Here is a 24,047-nt window from a genome sequence, read left to right on the forward strand (position 1 = left end):
GAGTCAAAACTCTACGGTGTGCAGATGGAGGGCAGTATGCCAGCGCACCCGGCCCCCTTCCTCGGACAAGGCGATCTTCACCAGCCCGCCGCGGCACGGACCGCCAGCGCAGGCTCCCGTGTCGGGCTGGTAGGCCGCGCCATGTGTGGCACACAGCAGCCAGCGGCCGGTGTCGTCGAAAAACTGACCTTCCTGGTAGTCCATCTCCATCGGTACATGGGTACAGCGGTTCAGGTAGGCGTGCACGCGGCCCTGATAGCGGATGGCGAAAGCGCGGCAGATCTGGCCGCAGTAGCGCACGTCGAACGCCACGGCGCGGCCGCCATCCACCAGTGCCTCGCTGGGGCAGAGGTCGATGCGTTGCTCCACCGGGGCCGCCATTACGCGTGCTCCTGCAGCCAACGGTGCAGATCGGCCACGGACGAAGCCACGCACAGCGGCCCCAGTTCGGCAAAGCCCGCCGTGTCGTGCGCGCCATAGCCCACGCCCACGCTGGCACAGCCCGCGGCGCGGGCCATTGCGAGGTCGTGCGTGGTGTCGCCGATCATCAGCAGGCGCTCGGGCTCCACGCCGAACTCGGCCATCAGCTCCTGCAGCATCAGCGGGTGCGGTTTGCCGGCGGTTTCGTCCGCGGTGCGCGAACCGTCGAACATGCCACGCAACTGCACCTGGTGCAGCACCTGGTCCAGGCCGCGTCGGCTCTTGCCCGTGGCTACGGCCAGCAGGTGGCCGCGCGTGCGCAGGCCCTCCAGCATGGGCAGCACGCCGTCGAACAGGCTCAGGTCGTCCTGGTGCTGCAGGTAGTGGTAGCGGTAGCGGTTGCCCAACTCCGTATAGCGCTCGCGCGGCACGTCGGGGGCTGCATGTGCCAGGGCCTGCGGAAGCGCCATGCCGATCACCCAGGCGGCGGCTTCATCCGTAGGCACGGTGCCGCCCACATCGCGCACCGCATCCTGAATGCTGCGCACGATGATGGCGGTGGAGTCAAACAGCGTGCCATCCCAGTCGAAGGCAATGAGATCGAATCGGCGCGGGCGGAAATCAGGCATGTGCGGGGTCGTCGGAAAGAAAAGCGGTCAGTTCGGGCGGCAATTCGGCGCGCAATTCCAGGCGCTCACTGCTGGCCGGGTGGTCAAACTGTAGCCGCCATGCGTGAAGGAACATGCGCTTCAAGCCTTGCTTCTGCAGGCGCCGGTTCAGGTCGAAGTCGCCGTACTTGTCGTCGCCCGCGATCGGGTGGCCCTGGGAGGACAGGTGCACGCGGATCTGGTGCGTGCGCCCGGTCTTGATGGTCACCTCCAGCAGGCTCATCGCCGGCAGGCCCTGCAAGGGGCGCGGCGCGAGCTGGCTGCGCACCTTGACCAGGGTGACGGAGCGCATGCCGTCCGGGTCGTCGGGCGTGGTCACGCGCACGCGGCGCTCGCCATCCTCCTGCAGGTATTTGTGCAGCGGCGTGTCGATGACCTTCTTGTTGGCGGGCCAGTGGCCGGTGACCAGCGCCAGATAGGTCTTGCCCGTCTCGCGCCCCCGGAACTGGTCCTGCAGATGTGTGAGCGCCGAGCGCTTTTTGGCCACCAGCAAAATGCCCGAGGTTTCCCGGTCCAGCCGGTGCACCAGTTCCAGGAAGCGCGCCTGCGGGCGCGCCTGGCGCAACTGTTCGATCACGCCAAAGCTCACGCCGCTGCCGCCGTGCACGGCCGTGCCGGCGGGCTTGTCGATGGCGATCAGGTGCTCGTCTTCCAGCAGGATGGGGAATTCGCGCGCGGGCGCGGGGCGCTCCGCCTTGTCCAGCACCTTGTCGGACACGCGCACGGGGGGCAGACGCACCAGGTCGCCCGGTGCCACGCGCGCGTCGGCGCTGGTGCGCCCCTTGTTCAGGCGGACCTCGCCGCTGCGGATGATGCGGTAGACGTGGGTCTTGGGCACGCCCTTCAGATGGCGGATGAGGAAATTGTCGAGCCGCTGGCCCGCGGATTCGGCGTCGACCTCGACGATGCGGGCCGCCGGGGCTTCTGGCGGGGTGCGGCCTGCGGCCGGTTTGCCCCCTATAATGTGTTTCACCTGCGCGACGAATGTGTAAGTGGTTGATTTGTCTGGAGTTTAATGGACCCGGCCCGGCTCGGCGCGCAGCATGGTTGATGCCAACGGGCGTCATGCGCGCAGATTGCAGGCCGGTTGCCTGCGAAGGTCCGCATGCCGGCCGTGCAGGCTGACAAATCGAAACACTGAATCTACGGAATCCCAAGCTGGCCGCTCACCCCACCCGGGCACTGCGGCCAGCGGATCAAAGCGAAAATCATGTGGGTGTTGCTGGCATGGATGGTGTCATTGTGGCGAGGGCGTCAGCCTTTGCCACGTGCACGCAAATCGCCACCAACACCCGCCGGTCAAGCGCCAACGGCTACATTTTTAGTAGCACGCCTGCGCGCTGACCGGCTCGCCCCCATCCACGCGCCACCACCCCGCCTGCTGAGTTAGCCAACCCAGCAGCCGTGGTGCATCCCGGCAATTCCCTCGTTTCGATGCGTCAGTCCAGGCATTTCCGGCTCGTGTAGAGCCTGTTTGGTTTGGAACCGGCGGTACGCGCCGCTGCAGCCCTGAGAGAGCGCTGCGCGCGGGCCGCCACGACACAACGAAAAGGAATTGCATCATGAAGCGGATGCTCATCAATGCCACGCAGCCCGAGGAGCGGCGCCTGGCCATCGTGGACGGCCAGAAGCTGCTGGACTACGAGATCGAGATCGAAGGGCGCGAGCAGCGCAAGGGCAACATCTACAAAGCCGTCGTCACGCGCGTGGAACCGTCGCTGGAGGCCTGCTTCGTTGACTATGGCGAAGACCGCCACGGCTTCCTGCCGTTCAAGGAAATCTCCAAACAGTACTTCGCCGAGGGCGTATCACCCAGCCAGGCCAGGATCCAGGACGTGATCAAGGAAGGCCAGGAGCTGATCGTCCAGGTCGAGAAGGAAGAGCGCGGCAACAAGGGCGCGGCCCTGACCACCTTCATCAGCCTGGCCGGCCGCTATGTGGTGCTGATGCCCAACAACCCACGCGGCGGGGGCGTGTCGCGCCGCATCGAGGGCGAGGACCGCGCCGAGCTCAAGGAGGCGATGGACCAGTTGGAGTACCCCAAGGGCATGAGCATCATCGCGCGCACCGCCGGCATCGGCCGTTCCGCGCCCGAGTTGCAATGGGACCTGAACTACCTGCTCAAGCTGTGGACCGCCATCGACGGCGCCGCCAAGGCCGGCAAGGGCGCCTTCCTCATCTACCAGGAATCCAGCCTGGTGATCCGCGCCATCCGCGACTACTTCAACAGCGACATCGGTGACATCCTCATCGACACTGACGACATCTACGAGCAGGCGCACCAGTTCATGGCGCACGTCATGCCCGAGCATGCCGGCAAGGTCAAGCGCTACCGCGACGACGCACCGCTGTTCTCGCGCTTCCAGATCGAGCACCAGATCGAGTCCGCCTACGCGCGCACCGTGACCCTGCCCTCGGGCGGCGCCATCGTGATCGACCACACCGAGGCTCTGGTCAGCGTGGACGTGAACTCGGCACGCGCCATCAAGGGCGGCGACATCGAGGAAACCGCCACGCGCACCAACCTGGAGGCCGCCGACGAGGTGGCGCGCCAGATGCGCCTGCGCGACCTGGGCGGCCTGATCGTGATCGACTTCATCGACATGGAGGAGAGCAAGAACCGCCGCGAAGTGGAAAACCGCCTGCGCGACGCGCTGCGCCAGGACCGCGCCCGCGTGCAGTTCGGCACCATCAGCAAGTTCGGCCTCATGGAGATGAGCCGCCAGCGCCTGAAGCCGTCGCTGTCCGAAGGCGCGCATATCCGTTGCCCGCTGTGCGACGGCACCGGCCACGTGCGCGACACGGAAGGCTTCTCGCTGCAGATGCTGCGCATGATCCAAGAAGAGTCCATGAAGGACAGCACCGCCGCCGTGCACTGCCAGGTGCCGGTGGAGGTGGCCAGCTTCCTGCTGAACGAAAAGCGCACCGAGATCGCCAAGATCGAACTCAAGCAGCGCGTCTCCGTGGTGCTGATCCCCAACAAGTCGCTGGAAACGCCGCACTACAAGCTGGAGCGCCTCAAGCACGACGACCCGCGCCTGGAAAACCTGGACGCCAGCTACAAGCTGGCCGACGTGGAGGAAGACCAGACCAAGGTCACGCGCCGCTCGCAGGAGCCCACCAACAAGCAGACGCCCGTGATCAAGGGCGTGTTGCCCGACGCGCCGGCCCCTGTGGCCGAGCCGCGCCCCGAAGGCGCCGCCCGCGGCGCCACGCGCCCGCAGGGCCAGGGCCAGCAGCGCCCGGCAACGGCCCCCACGCCCGCGCCCCAGCGCCCGGCCGCCGCACCGGCTCCCGAGCAGGGCTTCTTCGCATGGATCAAGAGCCTGTTCGGCTTTGGCGCCGCACCCGCGCCCGCACCTGTGGCCGCCCCCGCGCAGACTCCGGCAGAACCCGGCGCACGCGGCGAAGGGCGTCGCGGTGAGCGCGGCGGTCGCCGTGGCGAACGCACTGGTGAACGCAGCGGCGAGCGTGGCGGTGAGCGCAACGGCAACCGCGAAGGCGGCGAAGGCCGCGGCCGCCGTGGCGAGGGCCGTGGCGGCGAGCGCAGCGCCGAGGGCCGCGAGAACCGCGAACCGCGTGAGCCACGCAATGGCCGCGACGGCGAACGCCGTGGCGAGCGCGCGGAAGGCGAGAGCCGCCGCGAGCCGCGCGAAGGCCGTGGCGGCCGCGAGCGCGGTGAGCGCAACGCACAGCCGCCCGTGCAGTCTGCGGCCGACCTGGCCAACACCCCGGTCACGACCGATGCCGACGTGGCAGTGACCGAGGAGCGCGCGGCACGCACCGGCGAGCGCGGTGAACGCCGCGAACGGGGTGAACGAGGCGAGCGCCGTGAGCGCGGTGGCGAGCGCCGCGAACGCGGCCCGCGCACCATCGACGCCAACGCCCCCGCCGCTGGCGCCGACTTTGCCGACACTGCGCCCCTGGCCGCATTGCCGGACCTGGACCTGTCCGGCGCTGAAGTCGGTACTTCCGGCGCCGAGGCCCCCGCCGGCGAGGAGCGCCGCGAGCGCCGTTCGCGCGACCGCTATGGACGCGACCGCCGCGAACGTGGCGAGCGCGGCCCGCGCAATGCCGAGGCCAGCGCCACCGGTGCCGATGCCGAAGCGCCTGCCGCGCCGCTGATGGACCTGGACCTCCCCGCTCCCGCTGCGGCGGCCGAGGAAGACTCCGCCCCCGCACGCCGCAGCTATTTCGCCTCCGCTCCGGCATCTGCCCCGGCGGCAACGCCGCAGGCCGCGCCCGAAGCCACGGCCGCAGTGACGCCACCCCCGGCCGCCGTGGCAGCCCCCGCACCGGCGCCCGCGCCCGTTGCAGCGGCACCTGTGCCCGCACCGGCTCCGGCTGCCACCGCGGTGGCGCCGGCAACCGGTGGCATGCCGCGCGTGCAGGCATTCACGCTGCCCGTGGACACGCTGCAGCAGGTGGCGCAGGCTTCGGGCCTGCAATGGGTGAATTCCGACGCCCAGAAGATCGCCGCCGCGCAGGCCGCGATTGCGGCCGAGCCCAAGCCCGTCCACGTGCCGCGCGAGCGTGCGCCCGTGGTGGTGCTGGATGAAGGTCCGCTGGTGCTGGTGGAAACCCGCCGCGACCTGGGTGCGATGCAGCTGCCGTTCGACCAGGACAACGCGGCCGCCTAAGCCCGCGCCATGGCAGAACACCGGGGGCGTCATGCCCCCGGTGGCGTTTTATGCTATCGATAAATGAGCTGCTGGCGCTTGATGGATAAGCCTTAGAGGCATATTCAGCTGATAGCCACGGCAGCTCGCACATTGGGAGTAATGACCGTGCTGTTCCTGCTGTCGCCCGCCAAGTCGCTGGACTACGACACCCCCCTGCCCGCCGGCCTGCCGCACACGCTGCCCGCGTTCGTGCCCGACGCACAGCGCCTGATCGCGGTGCTGCGCGAGAAGTCGCCGCAGGAAGTGGCCGCGCTGATGTCGATCAGCGACCCGCTGGCCGCCCTCAACGTGGCGCGCTATGCGGCCTGGCAGCCGCGCTTCACGGCCGCCAACGCGCGCCAGGCCGTGATGGCCTTCAACGGCGACGTGTACGAAGGGCTGCAGGCGCAGTCGCTCTCCCTCGAAGACCTGCAGTGGGCGCAGCAGCATGTCGCCATCCTGAGCGGCCTGTACGGTGTGCTGCGACCGCTGGACCGCATGCAGCCCTATCGCCTGGAGATGGGCACGCGCCTGGCGACCGATGCCGGCGCCAACCTCTACCAGTTCTGGGGCGCGCGCATCGCCGAACACCTGAACCAGCGACTGGCCGCGGACGCCACGCCGGTGGTGGTCAACCTGGCTTCGCAGGAGTACTTCAAGTCCGTGGACCGCAAGGTGCTCAAGGCGCGCGTGATCGAATGCGTGTTCGAGGACCACAAGGCCGGCCAGTACAAGATCATCAGCTTCTACGCCAAGCGCGCGCGCGGCCTGATGGCGCGCTGGGCCATCCAGCAGCGCGCGGCCACCCCGCGGCGGCTGGAGGAATTCGACCTGGAAGGCTATGCTTTCCACCCGGCCTCGTCCCAGCCCGACCGGCTCGTGTTCCGCCGCCACGCCGCCGGCAGCTAGACGGGTTCCCCTCCTTTCCTGGACGCCCCCCATGAACCACGCCGTCGAAACCGCGCACTACCCCGCCACCCAAGCCGTCGACCAGCCCTTCGAGGCCACCGTGCGCGAAGGCTGGGGCGTGTGGATCACGTTCATGCGTGAAGAATTCCTGAAAGCCACCTTCACCCGGCGCGCCGATGCGGAGGCGTTTGCCGCCCAGCACACGCATGGCGGCCAGCGGGGCCAGGTGCGGCGCATGTGGCTGCTGGTGAACGAGACAGCCGGCGAGGCTTATGCGCTCGCGTCCGACGGCGTGCAGCCGCTGCAGGGTGTAGACCTGGACTTTCGCCACCACCAGCGCCTGCAGACGCTGCGCAGCGACGTGCTGTCGCGCTTGAGCGATGCCGAACTGCAGGTGCTGGGCCTCAAGCGCACCTGAAACCCTGCCCCAACGAAAGCCCATGCCTGATCACAGCTTCGCCTCCTCCCAGTCCGTTACGCCCGAGCTGCGCCAGTGGATCCTCGACCAGTCCGGCGCCGGCATCGCCACGCCCGCACTGATCGAGGCCATGCGCAACGCGGGCTGGGCCGATAGCGTTGCCGTGCGCGCGGTGGAGGAGGTACTGCGCGCGCATCTGGACGGCGCGGTGCAGCCGCAAGGCCTGCCGCCCGCCGTGCCGGTGCCCGAGCCCGACATCGCCGACGCGCCGCTCTTCATCGACGTGGGCGACCGCCAGGTCGAGGTGCTGATGTCGATGGCCCACCCGCGCGTGGTGCTGTTCGGCAACCTGCTGTCGCCCGAGGAATGCCAGGCCATCATCGACGCTGCACAGCCACGCATGGCGCGCTCGCTCACCGTGCAGACCACCACCGGCGGCGAAGAGGTGAACGCGGACCGCACCAGCGACGGCATGTTCTTTCAGCGCGGCGAGACGCCGGTGGTGCAGCGGCTGGAAGAGCGCATCGCCCGCCTGGTGCGCTGGCCCATCCAGAACGGCGAAGGCCTGCAGGTGCTGCATTACCGCCCCGGCGCGGAATACAAGCCGCACTACGACTACTTCGACCCCGACCAGCCCGGCACCTCCACCATCGTGCGCCGCGGCGGCCAGCGCGTGGCAACGCTGGTGATCTACCTGAACAACCCGCTCAAGGGCGGCGGCACCACCTTCCCCGACGTGCCCCTGGAGGTGGCGCCGCGCCAGGGTAATGCGGTGTTCTTCAGCTACGAGCGGCCCCACCCCAGCACGCGCACGCTGCACGGCGGCGCCTCGGTGATCGAGGGCGAGAAGTGGATCGCCACCAAATGGCTGCGCGAACGGGAATTCAAATGAAATGAGCCTCTAGCGCTTATTCGATAAGCGCTAGCAGCTATCCAATCCATAGCACACCATGAACACCCCGGAACACTCCCAGCTCGGCAAGGCCTCGGCCTATGCCGACCAGTACGACGCGTCGCTGCTGTTTCCCATTCCGCGCGCGGACAAGCGCGCCGAGATCGGCATCGACGGCAACGCCCCCTTCTTCGGCGCGGACCTGTGGACGGCGTTCGAGCTGTCGTGGCTCAACCTGCGCGGCAAGCCGCAGGTGGCCATCGCCCACATCACCGTGCCCTGCGAGACGCCCCACATCGTCGAGAGCAAGTCGTTCAAGCTGTACCTGAACAGCTTCAACAACACCCGCTTTGCCAGCGAGGCCGAAGTGCGTGCGCGCATCCGCGCCGACGTGAGCGAAGCCGTGTGGCGCGGCGCCGAGCATCCCGGCACCGTGGGCGTGACGCTGCTGCTGCCCGAGGCCTTCGACCGCGAGCCCATCCACGAGCTGGACGGCCTGCTGCTGGACCGCCTGGACGTGGAATGCACGCGCTACCAGCCCGCACCCGAGCTGCTGGCCGCCCACCATGACGAGGCCCCGGTGACCGAGACGCTGGTCAGCCACCTGCTCAAGAGCAACTGCCTGGTGACCGGCCAGCCCGACTGGGGCAGCGTGCAGATCACCTACAGCGGCGCGCAGATCGACCAGGCCGGCCTGCTGCAGTACCTGGTGAGCTTTCGCAACCACAACGAATTCCACGAGCAGTGCGTGGAGCGCATCTTCATGGACATCTGGACGCGCTGCCGCCCCATCAAGCTGGCCGTGTACGCGCGCTACACACGCCGCGGCGGGCTGGACATCAACCCCCTGCGCACCAGCCACCCGCAGCAGCTGCCGCGCAACGTGCGCACCGCGCGGCAATAAAGCGGCCCTGGCAGGGCAGCAGCGCGCCCGTAGCAGCACAGGGCCCGGCACCGCCACGGCCCCATGCAGCCAGTAGCCGCGCGTGCCTTTCACCGAAAGCGCCACGCGCTGGACAGCCCGTCAGCCCAGGCGGAACACATCCACGCTGCGGCCCAACGAGGTCACGCCTGCGCGCAGCGCCTGGGCCGCGGCGGCCGACTCCTCCACCAACGCGGCATTCTGCTGCGTCACGCTGTCGAGCTGGACGATGGCCTCGTTCACCTGGCCGATGCCTTCGGACTGCTCGCGCGTGGCGGTCGTGATCTCCTGCACCTGGGTGCTCACGCGCCGCACCGCATCCACCATCTCCTCGATGGTGCGGCCCGCCTGCGCCATGCGCCGGTTGCCATCGGCGATGCCATCCACCGTCTGGCCGATCAGGCCGCTGATCTCCTTGGCGGCGGTGGCACTGCGCTGCGCCAGCGCGCGCACCTCGCCCGCCACCACGGCAAAGCCGCGGCCCTGCTCGCCCGCACGCGCGGCCTCCACCGCGGCGTTGAGTGCCAGCAGGTTGGTCTGGAAGGCAATGCTCTCGATCACGCCGATGATCTCGCCCATGCGCGCCGACGAGCGGCGGATGTGCTCCATGGACTGCGCCACCTCGGCGATGGCGGCGCCGCCGCGGCTGGCCACGGCCATATTGCGCTCGCTCTCGCTCGCCATCTGCGCCGCCGCATCCGCCGTGTGGGCCACGGTGCTGGCCAGTTCCTCCATGGCGGCTGCAGTCTGCTGCAGGCTGCCGGCCTGCGCTTCGGTGCGCGCCGACAGTTCGCGTCCGCCCTGCGCCACCTGCGTGGCGGCGGAAGAAAAGCCCTGCACTTCGGTGCGCACATCGCCCACCACAGCACGCAGGTTGATCTGGATCTGCACCAGACGGCGCATGAGCGCGCCCAGCGACGCCGAATAGTCGGTGCGCGCCGTGGTGGCCAGGTTGCAGCCCGCGATGTCGCCGGCAAACCGCTCGGCCTCCTCCAGCGCGGTCGAGAAGTGGCGGTGAAAGTAGTTCAGCATGACGCCCGCGCCCAGCCCCAGCGCGGCGGCCCGCCATGCCACGGCCGCCCAGCCCGCAAGGCCCAGCGCGTCGGGCAACAGTACCGCGATGGACAGCACCGCCAACGTAAGGGCCATGCGGGCCGTAAGACCCAGGCGTACCAGACGCTCCACCCAGCCGCGTGCGCCGGCGTGCAGCAGCTCGCCCTCGCGCAGCACCAGCGTGACGCGGCCGGACTGTGCCTCGGCGCGCATGCGCGCATACAGAGCGTCGGCCGCGGCCACCTCGTCGGCCGATGGCTTCACCCGCACCGACATGTAGCCCACGGGCTTGCCGCGTTCCAGCACCGGCACCACGTTGGCGCGCACCCAGTAGTGGTCGCCGTTCTTGCGGCGGTTCTTGACCAGCCCCGTCCAGGGCTTGCCGCGGCCGATGGTGGACCACAGGTCCTTGAAGGCCGCCGGGGGCATGTCGGGATGGCGGACGAGGTTGTGCGGCTGGCCCATGAGTTCTTCATGGGAATAGCCGCTCACCCGCGCAAACGCGGGATTGCAGTGGGTGATTTCACCCCGGGTATTGGTGAGAGACACCAGCAACTCATCGGCGGGATAGTCATACCCGCGGCCCGTGACCGGGACGTTCACACGCATGCAGAACCTCTGAAAGGACGAACGGCCCCTATGCGGGGCCGTCAGGAATGTGAGTAAACGAGTGTAACTTTTATGAATTACCCCCTAGATTTACGTCAAGCAAATTCGCACCAACATGGTGCGACATCCCGCCCCGATCAGAACAACGGCGCGCTTTCACCCCAACCCGCCGCCTGCTGGGCAACGGCTGCCTGGGGCAGCAGGTTGCCCACGCGCACGCCCAGCAGGCGCAGGCGCTTGGTCAAGGGCACGCGTTTGAGGCACAGGCCCGCCACGCGGCGGATGGTGGCCGCGTCCTGGGTGAAGTCCGCCACCGTCTGGTCGCGGGTGGCGATCTTGAAGTCGTCGTAGCGCAGCTTGATGCCGATGGTGCGGCCCGCGTAGCCCTTGCGCTGCAGGTCCCCCGCCACCTGCTCGCACAGTGCGGTGAAGATGCGGCCCAGTTCTGCCCGGTCGTGCACCGCGTGCAGGTCGCGCTCAAAGGTGGTTTCGCGGCTCATGGAGACGGGCTCGCTCTCGGTCACCACCGCGCGCTCGTCGCGCCCCCAGGCCGCGTCGTGCAGCCAGGCACCGTAGGAACGCCCGAACTGCTGCATCAGCCACGGCAGCGGCCGCTGGGCCAGTTCGCCAATGGTGCGGATGCCGTGGGCGAGCAGTCTGGCCTCGGCCTTGGGGCCCACGCCGTTGATCTTGCGGCAGTCCAGCGGCCAGATCAGGTCTTGCAGGTCGCCTGGCTGCACGATGGAGATGCCATTGGGCTTGTTGAACTCGCTCGCCATCTTGGCGATGAGCTTGTTGGGCGCCACGCCGATCGAGCAGGTCAGCCCCGTGGCGTCGAAGATGCTCTTCTGGATCAGCCGCGCCAGCACCCGCCCGCCGTCGCGCTGGCCGCCGGGCACTTGCGTAAAGTCGATGTACACCTCGTCCACGCCGCGGTCTTCCATGACCGGCGCGATGGAGAGGATTACCTCTTTGAAAAGCCTGGAGTAGCGACGGTAGGCAGCAAAGTCCACCGGCAGCAGCACGGCCTGCGGACACAGGCGCGCGGCCTTCATCAACCCCATGGCCGAGCCCACGCCGAACTGGCGCGCCGCATAGGTGGCGGTGGTGATCACGCCGCGGCCCGCGTAGTCCTTCAGCAGCGCAAACGCCGCCACCGGAATATCCCCCAGCCGCCCGGCGTAGGCAGCGGTCAGCGCTTCGTCCTGCGGGCGCCGGCCGCCACCGATCACCACGGGCAGCCCCTTGAGTTGCGGGTAGCGCAGGAGTTCGACGGAGGCGTAGAACGCATCCATGTCGAGGTGGGCGATGCGGCGATCAGAGGCAGTAGCGGTCACGGCGCCAATTGTCGCGCGCTGCGCGAGTCGTGCCGCCTAGGAAACTGGCGCGCCCCCCGGCGTGGGCCACCGCGCAAGGGCCGCCCCGCCGCGCTGGTGGCGTCCCCCTGCCCGCATTGCGCAGCAATGCGAGAGCGGGGGGAAGGCGCGAAGCGACTCAGGGAGGTGATCCAATTTGCGAGCAGATCAGCACCAACCCCACCAGCATCAACGCCATGCCGATCTTCTCGGGCCGCGTGAAAGACTCGCTGAACAGGCGGCGCGACACCAGGTAGCTGAACGCCACCTCCACCATGCCCAGCGTGCGCACTGCGCCCGTGGTCTGCATGGCATAGGCGGTGAACCACGCCAGCGACGCGGCCGCACCCATGCTGCCCGCCACCAGCGACATGCGCCACGCCGGCCACAGCGGCGCCAGGCCCCGCTCGGTCTTGAGCGCCACCCAGGCGCCCAGGCCCAGCGTCTGCAGCGTCTGCGCGATCAGCACGCCCCAGGCGCCCGACAGCCACGGCGTCTCGGCCCCCAGCGCCAGCGCCCCGCCGCGAAAGCCCACCGAGGCGATCGCAAAGCTGGCGCCGCAGGCCAGGCCATAGAGGGCCGGGCGGCTCAGCCAGGCTGCAGGCGACAGCAGCTGTCCGCGCGGGGGCAGCGACAGCAGCAGCACGCCCAGCGTGGCCACCACCATCGCCAGCAGCGCGAGCGGCGTGGGCAGTTCGTGCAGGAACACGCTGGCGAACAGCGCCACCTGCAGCACCTCGGTCTTGGACAGGGTCACGGCCACGGCGAAGTTGCGCTCGGCCATGGCCAGCAGCAGGAAAGCCGTGCCCGCGATCTGGAAGAACGCGCCCAGCGCGATCCAGCCCAGGTAGGCGGCGCTGAAATGCGGCACGGCCGGCGGCTGCGCGGGCCAGGCGTACAGCAACGCCAGCCACACGCCGGCAAACGGCAGGCCGTAGAGAAAGCGCACCAGCGTGGCGGGCAGCGTGCCCAGCTCGGCGGTCAGGGAGCGCTGCGCGGTGTTGCGCACGGTCTGCGCCAGCGCGGCAAACAGCACCACGGGCACCCAGAGCCAGGGTGCAACGGCGGTCAGGGAGGAGGTCATGCGCCGCCGAGCATAGCCAGCGCCATCGCCGCGCAGCCCCTGCGATTGGCGAGGGGCGCCTCAGCCCATGGCGATGGCCATCCTGAATACCCGAAGCCAAATCGGCCGCCAGCGCTTATCTACCAAGCGCCAGCAGCAATTAAAACAATAGTGCGCGTCAGCTCTGCGGCGCGGTGGGATAGGTGCCGGGCACGAGGATGGAGCGGTCCACGTTCTGGATGTTGGTGTGGCCGCAGAAGGCCATGGTCACGTCCAGCTCCTTGTGGAGGATCTGCAGCGCCTTGGTCACGCCCGCCTCGCCGAATGCGCCCAGGCCGTACACCATGGCGCGGCCGATCATGGTGCCGCGCGCGCCCAGCGCCCAGGCCTTGAGCACGTCCTGGCCGCTGCGGATGCCGCCGTCCATCCACACCTCGGTCTGCGAGCCCACGGCATCCACGATGGCTGGCAGCGCGTGGATGGCGGACGGCGCGCCGTCCAGCTGGCGCCCGCCGTGGTTGCTGACCACGATGGCGTCGGCGCCGTGCTGCACGGCCAGGCGCGCGTCCTCCTCGACCATGATGCCCTTGAGGATCAGCTTGCCGCCCCACTGCTCCTTCACCCAGGCCACGTCGGCCCAGGACAGGCGCGGGTCGAACTGCTCGTTGGTCCAGGCGGCGAGCGAACTCATGTCCGACACGCCCTTCACATGCCCCACCAGGTTGCGGAAGGTGCGCCGGCGCGTGCCGGCCATGCCCAGGCACCACTGGGGCTTGGTCATGAGGTTGATGATGTTGGCCAGCGTGGGCTTCGGCGGCGCGGTCAGGCCGTTCTTGATGTCCTTGTGGCGCTGGCCGATCACCTGCAGGTCCAGCGTGAGTACCAGGGCGCTGCACTTGGCGTCCTTGGCGCGCTGGATCATGCGGGCCATGGCATCGCGGTCACGCATCATGTACAGCTGGAACCAGAACGGCGCGCTGGTGTTCTCGGCAATGTCCTCGATGGAGCAGATGCTCATCGTGGACAGCGTGAACGGAATGCCGAACTTCTCGGCCGCGCGCGCGGCGTGGATCTCGCCGTCGGCATGCTGCATGCCTGTGAGGCCCACGGGCGCGATGCACACGGGCATCTTGGCCTGCTGCCCCACCAGCGTGGTGGCCGTGGTACGCCCTTCCATGTTCACCGCCACGCGCTGGCGCAGCTTGATGGGGTGGAAGTCGTCTTCGTTGGCGCGGTAGGTGCCCTCGGTCCAGGCGCCCGAGTCGGCGTAGTCATAGAACATGCGCGGCACGCGGCGTTCAGCGACCACGCGCAGGTCTTCGATGCAGGTGATTTTGGACAGGTCGGCCACGGCAAATCCCTCGGGCTGTGCGAGCGTACCGCGCCTGGAGCGCCAGCGAATGGCCGGCGCCTTCCCAGTCCGGCAGGCTCTTGGTGAGTGCGTTGACGGAAAACCGTGGATCGTAGTCCCAGCCCGGCGCCGCGTGCTTGAAGGATTTGAGCGCACTGTGAAAATTTTGCAGCGCGGGCGCGGGCGCCAGGCGCCGGGCTCGCACGTGCCGCTGCGTCAGCGCCGCGCCCGCACGCCCGCGCCGCGCACCTCGATCTGCACCTGGTCCAGTACCTTACCCTGGGCGTCCACCAGCTCCACGCGGTGGCGGCCCGGCCAAGGCAGCCATGCCCACTGCGCGCCGCTGCCGGCCATCCGCCCGTCGATGCGCCAGCGCACCGCCGCGCGGCCCACACCGCCCGCCGTGAATTGCAGGCGCTGGTGCGCGGGCGGAATGTCCGGGTCCAGCGCCACCACGGTGCCCGACGCCGGCGCCAGGATGCGCGCCGCTACCGCCTCAGGACTTGCATCATTTGTGCCTGTAACGCCCGTCTCGCTTGCGCCACCAGCTTCACTTTCAATAGCAAATAACGCTTGCTGCGTGCCGCCCATGAACCACTCCTGCCGCGCACCCTCCAGCGGCTGGCCGCCGTCGCCCGGCCCGAAGCGCACCGCCTGCCGCACCAGGCCCTGTGGCGGGCGCGGCGCGCGGCTGGGCGTGCTGCGATGCAGCCAGCCCATGACCTCGGCCCAGATGGGCGCTGCGCCGCTGGTGCCGCTCACGTCATGCATAGCGGCGCCGCTGGCGTTGCCCACCCACACGCCCACGGTGTAGCGCTGCGACCAGCCCACGGCCCAGTTGTCGCGCATGTCCTTGCTGGTGCCGGTTTTCACCGCCGTCCAGAAGCGCGTGGCCAGCACGCTGTCGGTGCCAAAGGTGCGCACGCGCGCGTTGGCATCCGACAGGATGTCCCCCACGATGAAGGCCGCGCCGGCATCCAGCGCCGGCGTGAACGCCGGGCGCTGCGCAGGCGCATAGGCCACGGGGCTCAGGCGCCCGCCGTTGGCCAGCGCACGGTAGGCATTGGTCAGGTGCAGCAGCGGCACCTCGCTGCTGCCCAGCGCCAGGCTGTAGCCGTAGTAGCCGCCGGACTCAGTCAGCGGCAGCCCCAGGCGCCGCAGTTGCTCGAAGAAGGCGTCGGGCGTCACCATCACCAGCGTGCGTACCGCCGGCACGTTCAGCGAGGCGGCCAGCGCGGTGCGCGCGGACACCCAGCCCTTGAACTGGCGGTCGTAGTTTTGCGGGATGTACAGCCCGCCGGCGGTGGCGATGTGCGCGGGCGAATCGTGCACCAGCGAGGCGGCCGTGAGCCGCCGCTCGGCAATCGCCTGCGCGTACAGGAAGGGCTTGAGCGTGGAGCCAGGCTGGCGCAGGGCCAGCACGCCATCCACCTCGGCCGCCTGGCTCAAGGGGCCGGACGAGCCCACCCAGGCCAGCACCTCGCCCGTGGCGTTGTCCAGCACCACCAGCGCGGCGTCTTCCACGTTGCGCCCGCGCAGCTCGCGCAGGTGGCGCGTGAGCGTGTCCACCGACATGCGCTGCAGCGGCGCGCTGAGCGTGGAGCGCACGCGCTGCGCGGCAGTGCCATCCCGCGATGCACCATCTTGCGACACGCGCTCGTGCGCGCGCCCAGCCTGGCGCAGCAGCTGGCGCGCAAAGTGCGGCGCGATGCCCTCGCTGGCGTCGAACGCGCGGCGCTGCAACGCGGCGGTGGTGAACAGGTCCAGCGCGTCGCAATCGGCACCCTGCGCGCCGCTGTGGCCCGCCCGTCGCATGTCGCGCAGCACGCCGCAGGCGCGCCGGGCCACCAATGCGGGCCGCGCATTGGGCGCGCGCACCAGGGCCGCGGCCACGGCGGCCTCGCGCTCATCCAGGCCGTGCGCGGCCTTGCCGAACAGAGTGCGCGCCAGCGCGTCGATGCCCACGATCTCCCCGCGAAACGGCACCAGGTTCAGGTATGCCTCCAGGATCTGGTCCTTGCGCCAGCGGCGGTCCAGCACCTGCGCGGCCACGGCCTGCCCCAGCTTCTGCGGCACGCTGCGCCCACCGGGGCCCTGGCGCAAGAAATCGGCATCCGGGCCGTCGAGCAGCCCCGCGAGCTGCATGGTCAGCGTGCTGGCGCCGCGCGTGCGCTGGTTCCACAGGTTGCCCCAGGCGGCGGCCGACACCGCGGCCCAGTCCACGCCGCTGTGTTCGTAAAAGCGCCGGTCCTCGCTCAGCACCAGCGCCTGGCGCAGCGCGGGCGACACATCGGCCAGGCCCAGCCACTGGCCGCGGCGCACGGTGGCGTCGGTACGCAGGCGCTGCAGCACCTCACCCTCACGCGAGAGCACCAGGGTCTCGGACGAGCGGAAATCGGCGCGCACCTCATCGAACGTGGGCAGCGCCAGGCTGACGGTGCTGGCCAGCGCCAGACACGCCGCCGCGAGGGCGCGTTGCCACCTCACAGACGCGTCACCGCGTGGCGCGCAGTGCGGCCGCATCGCACCAGCGCTGCGCCACCTGCGGCGAGGTGGTGCATACCGCGTCGTGCGTGGCGGTGGTCACGGCGCGCTCCAGCAACTGGATGTCGGCCTCGTGCTGGCGCGCCACGTGCGGGTCCTCGAAGAAGATGGCGCGGTGGCAGCGCCGCTGCAGCACCCAGTCGGCAATCTGCGCGTCGCCGCCCAGCGGGCCGCTGTTGAAGCGCTGCACCCAGGGCGTATCGGCGGGCCAGCCGCGCGCCCAGGCCAGCTCGTTCAGGCGTTGGCCCGTGGTGCCCGTGGCCACGCGCTGGCGAAAGCGCGAGAGCAGCTCGAAGTTGCGCGCCGCAAAGTCCAGCATGGCGGACTTCATCGCATCGTGGGCGATCAGCGCCAGCGTCTGCGCGCCGTAGTCATGGAAGCGGTCGGCGTTGCGGTCGACCGGCAGGCCGGCATGCATGCGCTCCATCTCCACCCAGTCGCGCGCGCTGGCCACGGTAGACAGGAACGGCTTGCCGTGAATCACGCACTGGCGCTTGAGCGCCAGCGCCTCCGGGAAGATGGACGACGGATCCACCGGGTCGATGAGGTAGATGGCGCCGTCCAGCGTGCGGCCCGGCTCGGGCATGCCCACCACCTCGGCCACGAGCTTCATCAGCCCGCCCTCGCGCCCATAGGGGTAGCGCACCAGCGGTCGGTAGCCCTGCAGCATGCCGGCGGCGGCGATCGCATCATGGGTGCGGCCCACGGTGTGCAGGCCCAGCCGCAGTTCGCGTATGCCCGCCTCGCAGGCGCGCAGGAAGGCGAACAGCGCACCGTCTTCGGTATGGTGGTGCAAACGGTTGGCGGCTAGACCCATCAGCATGTGCAAAGGCTTTCAGACGAAGAAGAGGGACAACTGCCGAGCATAGTCGCAGCCGCACACGCCACCGCTGCCGCGGCCTTACCGGCCACGCCACCAGGCGAAGAGCAGCACAGCCAGCAGCACCGACAGCATGATGATGAGCGCCGCGGCCAGCCAGCTACGCGGGCGCGCCAGCATTCGCGCGGCACGCTCGCGCGCGGCCAGCAGCACCGGCCGCGGCAGCAGGCGCAGCACCAGGGCCAGGCCCAGGGGCACGATGAGCAGATCGTCCAGATAGCCCAGCACGGGAATGAAATCGGGCACCAGGTCAATGGGGCTCAGCGCATAGGCGGCCACGGCCAGCGCCAGCAGACGCAGCGCCCCGGGGGTACGCGGATCGCGCGCGGCCAGGTAGACGACGAGCACGTCGCGCTTGAGCGCACGCGCCCATTGCTTGGCGGTTTGCAGCAGTCCCATGGCGTGTTCAGGGGGGGTGATTCAGCGAAAGGGCTGCATCGTACGAGCTGCCCCGCGCGGAAATGGCTTGATGTACATCAAAACCCTACCGGGATCGGGTGACGACAGTGACTGCTTCCCCTTGATAACTGCCCTGCCCCATGGCCAAGAAGTTTCCGCTGAACCCCGCACATCCCGAACGCACGTGCTGGGGCTGCGACCGCTACTGCGCCGCCGATGCCATGCAGTGCGGCAACGGATCGGAACGCAGCCAGCATCCGGCGGAGCTGTTCGGCCCCGACTGGGCCGAGTGGGAGCCGCCTTCGGCCGGCGAGGCGCCTGCACAGCAGCAGCCCGCCGCATCACAGCCGGCCTGACCGCGCGGCCACTCATTCCAGCTCCAGCAGCACGGGCTGGTGGTCTGATGCCTGCGTCACGCCATCGACCCGCACCGCGCGCACCCGGCTCCTCAGCGAATCACTGACCCAGATGAAGTCACAGGCCAGCGGCTGCGGCGCATAGGTCTGGTCGAACACGCAAAACGTGGGCGGCTGCGGCGTGCCGGGGTGCAGCAGTCGCCATGCATCCCACAACGGGGGCTGGCCCGCCTGACCCATGGTCGCGCCCTCCTCGTCCGCCAGCGCAGCGGCCAGCACGGCGTATTCAGGCTCGTGCGCCTGCAGGTTGAAGTCGCCGCACAGCACGGCATGGGGCGTGTGCGCCTTGGGCTGGAACGGCGAGCCGTCGGCCAGGCCCTGCGGCGGCTGCGCAGCCTGCGCGCAGGCCTGCAGGTGCAGCGCACGCAGCGCCAACGCCTGCGCCATGCGCTGGGGCTTGGAGTAGTACTCCAGGTGCGTGGTCATCACGCGCACCGGGCCTAGCGCGGGGTCCTGCACGGTGAGCACGCTGCACAGGCGCGGCATGCTGCGCACGCCGGCATCGGGCGGGTATGGCAGCGGGTGGTGCTGCAGCTGCATCACGGGCAGGCGCGTGGCGATCAGGTTGCCAAAGCGCTGGCGGCCCGCGGCGGTCCACTCATCCACCGCCGCGCCAAAGAACACCTGCCAGCCTGCGGGCAGCGCGGACTGCACCTGCGCCACCTGGTCGCCGGGCGCACCGGCCAAGCCGGGGTAGTTCACCGCGATCTCCTGCAGGCACAGCACATCCACGTCGCCCAGCGCCAATGCGTATTGCACGATGCGCGCGGGGTCCACGCGGCCGTCCAGGCCGCGGCACCACTGGGTGTTCCAGGTGACGAGCTGCATGGTTTACTCCTGAAAACAGAGCTGCTCGCGCTTGCTGCACGGGCGCTGGAGGCTGATTTGGTTTGAATTGCTACTTGATGCCCGCGCGCATGAAGCTTTGCACGAACTGGCGCTGAAAGAGTATGAACCCGATGAGCAGCGGCGCGGTGGACATCAGCGTGGCCGCGGTGATGAGCGACCATTCCACGCCCTGCTCCACCGACGAGAACACCTGCAGCCCCACGGTGAGCGGGCGGGATTCCACGCTGTTGGTGATGATGAGCGGCCACAGAAAGTTGTTCCAGTGAAAGCTCACCGACACCAGCGCAAACGCGGTGTACACCGGCCGCGCCAGCGGCACGTATACGCGCCACAGGATCTGCAGGGCGCTGGCACCCTCCACGCGCGCGGCTTCATCCAGCTCCTTGGGAATGCCCATGAAGGTCTGGCGCAGCAGGAAGATGGCAAACGCCGAGGCGAAGTACGGCAGCCCGATGGCCACCAGCGAATCCACCAGGCCCAGGCGGCCCATGGTCTTGTAGTTCTCGACCAGCAGGATGTCGGGCATGACCATGAGCTGCACCAGCACCAGCGCGAAGGCCACGTTCTGGCCGCGAAAGCGATAGCGCGCGAAGGCATAGGCCGCCAGCGTGGACAGCACCAGCTGCGCGGCCAGGATCATCGCCACCAGCACGGTGGTGTTGAGGAAGTAGCGCGCGAAGGGCGCGGCCTCCCAGGCGCGGCGGAAGTTCTCCAGCGTCCAGGGCGCCAGCAGGTCGAAGCGCGTGGCGTACTCCGCGGGGTGAAAGGCCGTCCACACCGCATAGGCCAGCGGCAGCAGCCACAGCAGGGCCAGCGTCCAGGCGGCCAGGGTGTCCAGCAGGGTGACCTGGTACAGCGTATTGGTTCTCATGGCGCGTCGCGCCCTCCTAAGGGATGAAACCGGCACCACCTAAGCCAGGGCCGCCGTGCAAGGGCCGCCCCACCGCACGGGCAGCGTCCTCCTTCCCACGCGCAGCGTGAGAGAAGGGGGAAGCGGCGCAGCCGCTCAGGGGGGTGTTTCACTGGTAATGCACCCGTTTGTCGAACACGAAGAACTGCACCAGCGCCACGCCGGCCAGCGCCACCACCAGCACCACCGTGAGCGCCGCGGCATAGCCCGTGTCCCAGAACTTGAAGCCCACCTCGTACAGGTGGTACAGCAGCAGCGTGGAAGCGTTGTCCGGCCCGCCGCGCGTGAGGATGAAGAGATGGTCCACCAGACGGAAGGCGTTGATCACGGCATTGACCAGCACGAACAGCGTGGTGGGCATGAGCAGCGGCCACTGCACGCGGCGAAAGAAGTACCAGCGCGACGCGCCCTCGATGGCCGCGGCCTCCTTCAGGCTGGGATTCAGCGTCTGCAGCGCGGCCAGGTAGAAGATCATGAAGAAGCCCGCCTCCTTCCACACCGCCACCACCGTGACGCAGGCCAGCGCCGTGGCCGGGTCGCCCAGCCAGTTGCGCGACGGCAGCCCGAGCAGGCTGGTGATCTGCTCCAGCAGCCCGTACTGCGGCGTGTAGAAGAACAACCAGACGTTGGCCACGGCGATCATCGGCAGCACGGTGGGCGTGAAGTACGCCATGCGCACCCACGTGCGTCCCGGCATGCGCTCATTCACCCACAGCGCCATGATCAGCGCCAAGCCGATGGACAGCGGAATGGTCGCGCCAGCGAACCACAGGTTGTTGCGCACGGCCTGCCAGAACACGGGGTCGTCCGCCATGGCCGCATAGTTCTCCAGCCCCACCCACACCCCCGCACGGCCGCCGCGGGGCGTGGAATGGAAGCTATCGATCAGCGTGGCCAGCGTGGGCCAGTGCGTGAAGGCCGCCAATAGGACCAGGGCCGGAAGCAGCAGCAGCCAGGCGTGCATGGCACGCTGGCTGCTGCCCGCATCCGGCGTGCTGCGCATCACCGGCATGGGAGGCTCGCCCTTACTTGTAGCTGCGCAGAATGCGGTCGGCCTCGCGCTGAGCGTCCTTCATCGCTTGCGCCGAGGTCTTGGTGCCGTTCAGCGCGGCCTGGATGGCGTCGTTGAGCACCTTGGTCACACGCTGGTTGTCGTGCGTGGAGAACTCGGCCACCGATACCGGCAGTTGGTCGCGCGCCACCAGCGCGGGCGGGAAGTCCTGGCCGTACTTCTTGAGGGCAGGCGTGTCATAGGCGGCCTGCGACACGGCCACGTAGCCGCTGTCCATGCTCCACTGCGCAGCGCGCTCGGGCTGGGTGATCCACTTGGCGAACTCGAACGCGGCCTGCTGCTGCTCTTGCGGCGCCTTCTTGAAGATGTAGAAGTTGCCGCCGCCCGTGGGCGAGCCCTTGCGCAGGTTGCCGGCAATTTGGGCCACGCCGAAGTCGAACTTGGCGTTGTTCTTCACGTTGGTCAGGTTGCCCGTGGTCGTGATGATGATCGCAGCCTTTTTCTCGAAGAAGTCCTTGGGCGTCGTGCCCCACTCCACCACGCCCTTGGGGTGCACGCCTTCCTTGGCCAGGTTGACCCAGAAGTCCAGCGCCTCGATGACCTTGGGGTGGTCGAAGGTGACCTGGGTGCCGGCCCCGTTGGCCAGCAGCACGTCGTTGGGCGTGGTCAGCGTCTGCAGCATCCAGTAGGCAAAGCCGGTGGACGGGATCTGGATGCCGTACTGCGTCACGTTGCCGCTGGCGTCCTTCTTGGTGAGCTTGTGCGCCGCTTCCTTCAGTTCCTTCCAGTTCTGGGGCGCCTTGTTCGGGTCCAGGCCGGCGTCCTTGAACGCGTCCTTGTTGTAGTACATGACCACCGTGGAGCGCTGGAACGGCACGCCCCAGGTCTTGCCGCCCGTCTGGCTGTTGGCCATGAAGGCCGGGTAGAAGCCCTTGATCCAGGCACGGTCGGCGTCGGTCTTCACGAAGTCGTCGATGGGGGCGATGGCGTCCTCGTCGATCAGCGTGAACATGTCGGTGGACAGCAGCACCGAAGTGGCCGGCGCCTTGCCGGACTTGTGCGCGGTGAGCGCCTTGACGATGGTCTCCTGGTACGTGCCGGCATAGATGGGCACCACCCTGTACTGCGGATGCGCCTTGTTGAAATCGGCCGCGTAGCCGTCGATCACCTTGGTGATGGGGCCGCCCACGGCCACGGGGTAGTAGAACGGCACCTCCACCGGGGCCTGCGCATGGGCAGTAACGGCACACAGCGCCATGGCCGCGAGGGCGGGCGCAGCCAAGGTCTTCAAAAACATCTTGCGTTGCATTGCGAAAGCTCCTGAGGTCTGGAAAGAGTGGGGAGAGGAAACGAAAGGCAGCGCCGTGCACGCGCATGCGGCGCAGGCTGTGTAAGAAGTGGCTCAAGCCGCCAGGCGCTGGCCCTGGGCGTCAAAGAAATGCTGGTCGTGCCCGCACCACCGCAGGCGCACACCCTGGCCGTTGGCTGCGGGGGCGTGCTGCCCCGGCGCGCGCACGGTGATGAATTCGGTGCCGATGGCGCAGCGCAGCACGGCATCCGCGCCCAGGTATTCCTGGCTGTGCACGGAGGCGGCCACGCCGCTCGACCCACCGCTGCCATCGTCCAGGGCCACGGCCTCGGGACGCAGGCCGAGCCAGTGCGCCTGCGTGCGACCCACGGCGATATCGGTGCCCGCGATGCGGCCCTGTTCCAGGCGCACCAGGTTCATGGCGGGCGTGCCGATGAAGCGCGCGGCAAAGGTGGAAGCGGGTGCGGCGTACACATCGCGCGGCGGCGCGCACTGCTCCACGCGCCCCTGGTGCAGCAGCACCACCTGGTCGGCCATGCTCATGGCCTCGGCCTGGTCGTGCGTCACGTACACCACGGTGAGGCCCAGGCGCTGCTGCAGCTCGCGCAGCTCGGTGCGCATCTCCTGGCGCAATTGCGCATCCAGGTTGGACAGCGGCTCGTCCATCAGGCACACGCGGGCCTGGGCCACCAGGGCGCGGCCCAGCGCCACGCGCTGCTGCTGCCCGCCGGACAACTGTGCGGGCCGGCGCTCCAGCAGCGGGGCCAGGCCGAGCAGCTCGGCGGCTTGCGCCACGCGCTGCGCGGCCTCGGCCTTGGGCACCTTGCGCACCGCCAGTCCAAAGCCGATGTTCTGCGCCACGCTCAGATGCGGAAACAGCGCATAGTTCTGAAACACCATCGCGATGCCGCGCCGCGCAGGCGGCAGCTGCGTGACGTCCTGCCCGTCGATGCGCACGCTGCCCGATGTGGGTGACTCCAGCCCCGCAATGATGCGCAGCGTGGTCGATTTGCCGCAGCCCGAGGGTCCCAGCAGCACGCAGAAAGAACCGGGCTCAATGCGCAGGTTCATGGACTGCAATGCCGTGGTGCTCCCCCAGGACTTGGCAACCGCATCAAGTTCGATCAGTGACATCGTGGCAGTGTAGGGACCGCTTGTGACGCTGGCGTTACGCACAAGCGCACTGCCAGGGCCCCTGCGGTCCTAGTCCTTTGCCCGCCGCGCTTTCATTACCAGCAACGGGGAATGCAGAGGGTGATCGCCAGGTGCGGCCGCATGACTTGCCACGATCCACATAGCCACCTGCGATTCGTGCACAGGCCCTGCGGACCTATTGGGCCCCATTGGCTGCATACCTCAGATACACCGCCCCTTTCTCTCGGGCTGAGCCTTCCTCAGGCCCGTGGC

General features: G+C 68.9%; 21 protein-coding genes. 6 read left to right on the top strand and 15 right to left on the bottom strand.

The features are described from left to right. Positions 1–3: 3 nt before the first annotated feature. From QY917_RS09605 to QY917_RS09615, 3 genes are read right to left on the bottom strand one after another with little or no spacing between them, the layout of a single operon-like run. Positions 4–381, bottom strand: coding sequence for a Rieske 2Fe-2S domain-containing protein (locus tag QY917_RS09605; RefSeq protein WP_123675888.1), 378 nt, complete (start codon positions 379–381; stop codon positions 4–6). Continuing rightward, positions 381–1,049, bottom strand: coding sequence for an HAD family hydrolase (locus QY917_RS09610; RefSeq protein ID WP_015913984.1), 669 nt, complete (start codon positions 1,047–1,049; stop codon positions 381–383). Before QY917_RS09610 ends, QY917_RS09605 begins: the two co-directional genes overlap by 1 nt. Then, positions 1,042–2,061: an RluA family pseudouridine synthase gene (locus tag QY917_RS09615; protein WP_123675887.1), complete on the bottom strand. Its 1,020-nt coding sequence runs from the start codon at positions 2,059–2,061 to the stop codon at positions 1,042–1,044. The genes QY917_RS09610 and QY917_RS09615 overlap by 8 nt, the downstream gene beginning before the upstream one ends. 589 nt (positions 2,062–2,650) lie before the next feature. Between QY917_RS09615 and QY917_RS09620 the strand changes: the two genes are divergently transcribed. The 5 genes from QY917_RS09620 to queF all read left to right on the top strand — a co-directional run bounded on the left by QY917_RS09620 (position 2,651) and on the right by queF (position 8,872). Continuing rightward, positions 2,651–5,728 (top strand): Rne/Rng family ribonuclease, encoded by a 3,078-nt coding sequence (locus tag QY917_RS09620; RefSeq protein ID WP_123675886.1) that lies wholly within the window; start codon positions 2,651–2,653, stop codon positions 5,726–5,728. Between the two features lie 147 nt (positions 5,729–5,875). Next, the gene (gene yaaA, locus QY917_RS09625) at positions 5,876–6,658 is read left to right on the top strand and encodes a peroxide stress protein YaaA (protein WP_173370366.1); all 783 of its coding nucleotides are present in this window, start codon (positions 5,876–5,878) and stop codon (positions 6,656–6,658) included. Between the two features lie 31 nt (positions 6,659–6,689). Next, entirely contained in the window at positions 6,690–7,076 is a 387-nt protein-coding gene (locus tag QY917_RS09630; RefSeq protein ID WP_011806411.1) for a hypothetical protein, read from the top strand. Between the two features lie 22 nt (positions 7,077–7,098). Next, a complete protein-coding gene (locus tag QY917_RS09635) occupies positions 7,099–7,968 on the top strand; it encodes a 2OG-Fe(II) oxygenase (RefSeq protein ID WP_011806412.1) in 870 nt (289 codons plus the stop codon). Between the two features lie 58 nt (positions 7,969–8,026). Next, the gene (gene queF / locus QY917_RS09640; protein WP_123675885.1) at positions 8,027–8,872 is read left to right on the top strand and encodes an NADPH-dependent 7-cyano-7-deazaguanine reductase QueF; all 846 of its coding nucleotides are present in this window, start codon (positions 8,027–8,029) and stop codon (positions 8,870–8,872) included. Between the two features lie 120 nt (positions 8,873–8,992). Here queF and QY917_RS09645 read toward each other — a convergent pair whose 3' ends face one another. The 7 genes from QY917_RS09645 to QY917_RS09675 all read right to left on the bottom strand — a co-directional run bounded on the left by QY917_RS09645 (position 8,993) and on the right by QY917_RS09675 (position 18,144). Then, positions 8,993–10,552, bottom strand: coding sequence for a PAS domain-containing methyl-accepting chemotaxis protein (locus tag QY917_RS09645; protein ID WP_123675884.1), 1,560 nt, complete (start codon positions 10,550–10,552; stop codon positions 8,993–8,995). 137 nt (positions 10,553–10,689) lie between these two features. Then, positions 10,690–11,847, bottom strand: coding sequence for a DNA polymerase IV (gene dinB, locus QY917_RS09650; RefSeq protein ID WP_302079273.1), 1,158 nt, complete (start codon positions 11,845–11,847; stop codon positions 10,690–10,692). A gap of 199 nt (positions 11,848–12,046) precedes the next feature. Beyond that, on the bottom strand, positions 12,047–12,991 hold the full coding sequence (locus tag QY917_RS09655; RefSeq protein WP_123675882.1) for a DMT family transporter: 945 nt from the start codon (positions 12,989–12,991) through the stop codon (positions 12,047–12,049). A 157-nt stretch (positions 12,992–13,148) separates the two neighbouring features. After that, positions 13,149–14,321: an alpha-hydroxy acid oxidase gene (locus QY917_RS09660; RefSeq protein ID WP_123675881.1), complete on the bottom strand. Its 1,173-nt coding sequence runs from the start codon at positions 14,319–14,321 to the stop codon at positions 13,149–13,151. Between the two features lie 216 nt (positions 14,322–14,537). Beyond that, entirely contained in the window at positions 14,538–16,844 is a 2,307-nt protein-coding gene (gene pbpC, locus QY917_RS09665; RefSeq protein WP_123675880.1) for a penicillin-binding protein 1C, read from the bottom strand. After that, entirely contained in the window at positions 16,816–17,688 is an 873-nt protein-coding gene (locus QY917_RS09670; protein WP_123675879.1) for a methylglyoxal synthase, read from the bottom strand. The genes pbpC and QY917_RS09670 overlap by 29 nt, the downstream gene beginning before the upstream one ends. 78 nt (positions 17,689–17,766) lie before the next feature. Then, the gene (locus QY917_RS09675; RefSeq protein WP_123675878.1) at positions 17,767–18,144 is read right to left on the bottom strand and encodes a YkvA family protein; all 378 of its coding nucleotides are present in this window, start codon (positions 18,142–18,144) and stop codon (positions 17,767–17,769) included. 140 nt (positions 18,145–18,284) lie between these two features. Between QY917_RS09675 and QY917_RS09680 the strand changes: the two genes are divergently transcribed. After that, on the top strand, positions 18,285–18,500 hold the full coding sequence (locus QY917_RS09680) for a DUF3079 domain-containing protein (RefSeq protein ID WP_011806421.1): 216 nt from the start codon (positions 18,285–18,287) through the stop codon (positions 18,498–18,500). 12 nt (positions 18,501–18,512) lie between these two features. Here QY917_RS09680 and QY917_RS09685 read toward each other — a convergent pair whose 3' ends face one another. The 5 genes from QY917_RS09685 to QY917_RS09705 all read right to left on the bottom strand — a co-directional run bounded on the left by QY917_RS09685 (position 18,513) and on the right by QY917_RS09705 (position 23,774). Next, positions 18,513–19,388, bottom strand: a complete 876-nt coding sequence (locus QY917_RS09685) for an endonuclease/exonuclease/phosphatase family protein (RefSeq protein WP_123675877.1) — start codon at positions 19,386–19,388, stop codon at positions 18,513–18,515. A 70-nt stretch (positions 19,389–19,458) separates the two neighbouring features. Beyond that, positions 19,459–20,280, bottom strand: coding sequence for a carbohydrate ABC transporter permease (locus tag QY917_RS09690; protein WP_011806423.1), 822 nt, complete (start codon positions 20,278–20,280; stop codon positions 19,459–19,461). Positions 20,281–20,428: 148 nt separating this feature from the next. Continuing rightward, positions 20,429–21,331, bottom strand: a complete 903-nt coding sequence (locus QY917_RS09695) for a carbohydrate ABC transporter permease (protein ID WP_123675876.1) — start codon at positions 21,329–21,331, stop codon at positions 20,429–20,431. Positions 21,332–21,344: 13 nt separating this feature from the next. Continuing rightward, positions 21,345–22,640, bottom strand: coding sequence for an ABC transporter substrate-binding protein (locus QY917_RS09700; protein ID WP_123675875.1), 1,296 nt, complete (start codon positions 22,638–22,640; stop codon positions 21,345–21,347). Between the two features lie 93 nt (positions 22,641–22,733). Further along, positions 22,734–23,774 carry an ABC transporter ATP-binding protein gene (locus tag QY917_RS09705; RefSeq protein WP_015913999.1) on the bottom strand — a complete coding sequence of 347 codons (1,041 nt, stop codon included), beginning with the start codon at positions 23,772–23,774 and terminating at the stop codon, positions 22,734–22,736. Between the last annotated feature and the right edge of the window lie 273 nt (positions 23,775–24,047).

The sequence above is a fragment of the Diaphorobacter sp. C33 genome, assembly GCF_030503915.1.
Classification (GTDB): domain Bacteria; phylum Pseudomonadota; class Gammaproteobacteria; order Burkholderiales; family Burkholderiaceae_C; genus Diaphorobacter; species Diaphorobacter nitroreducens.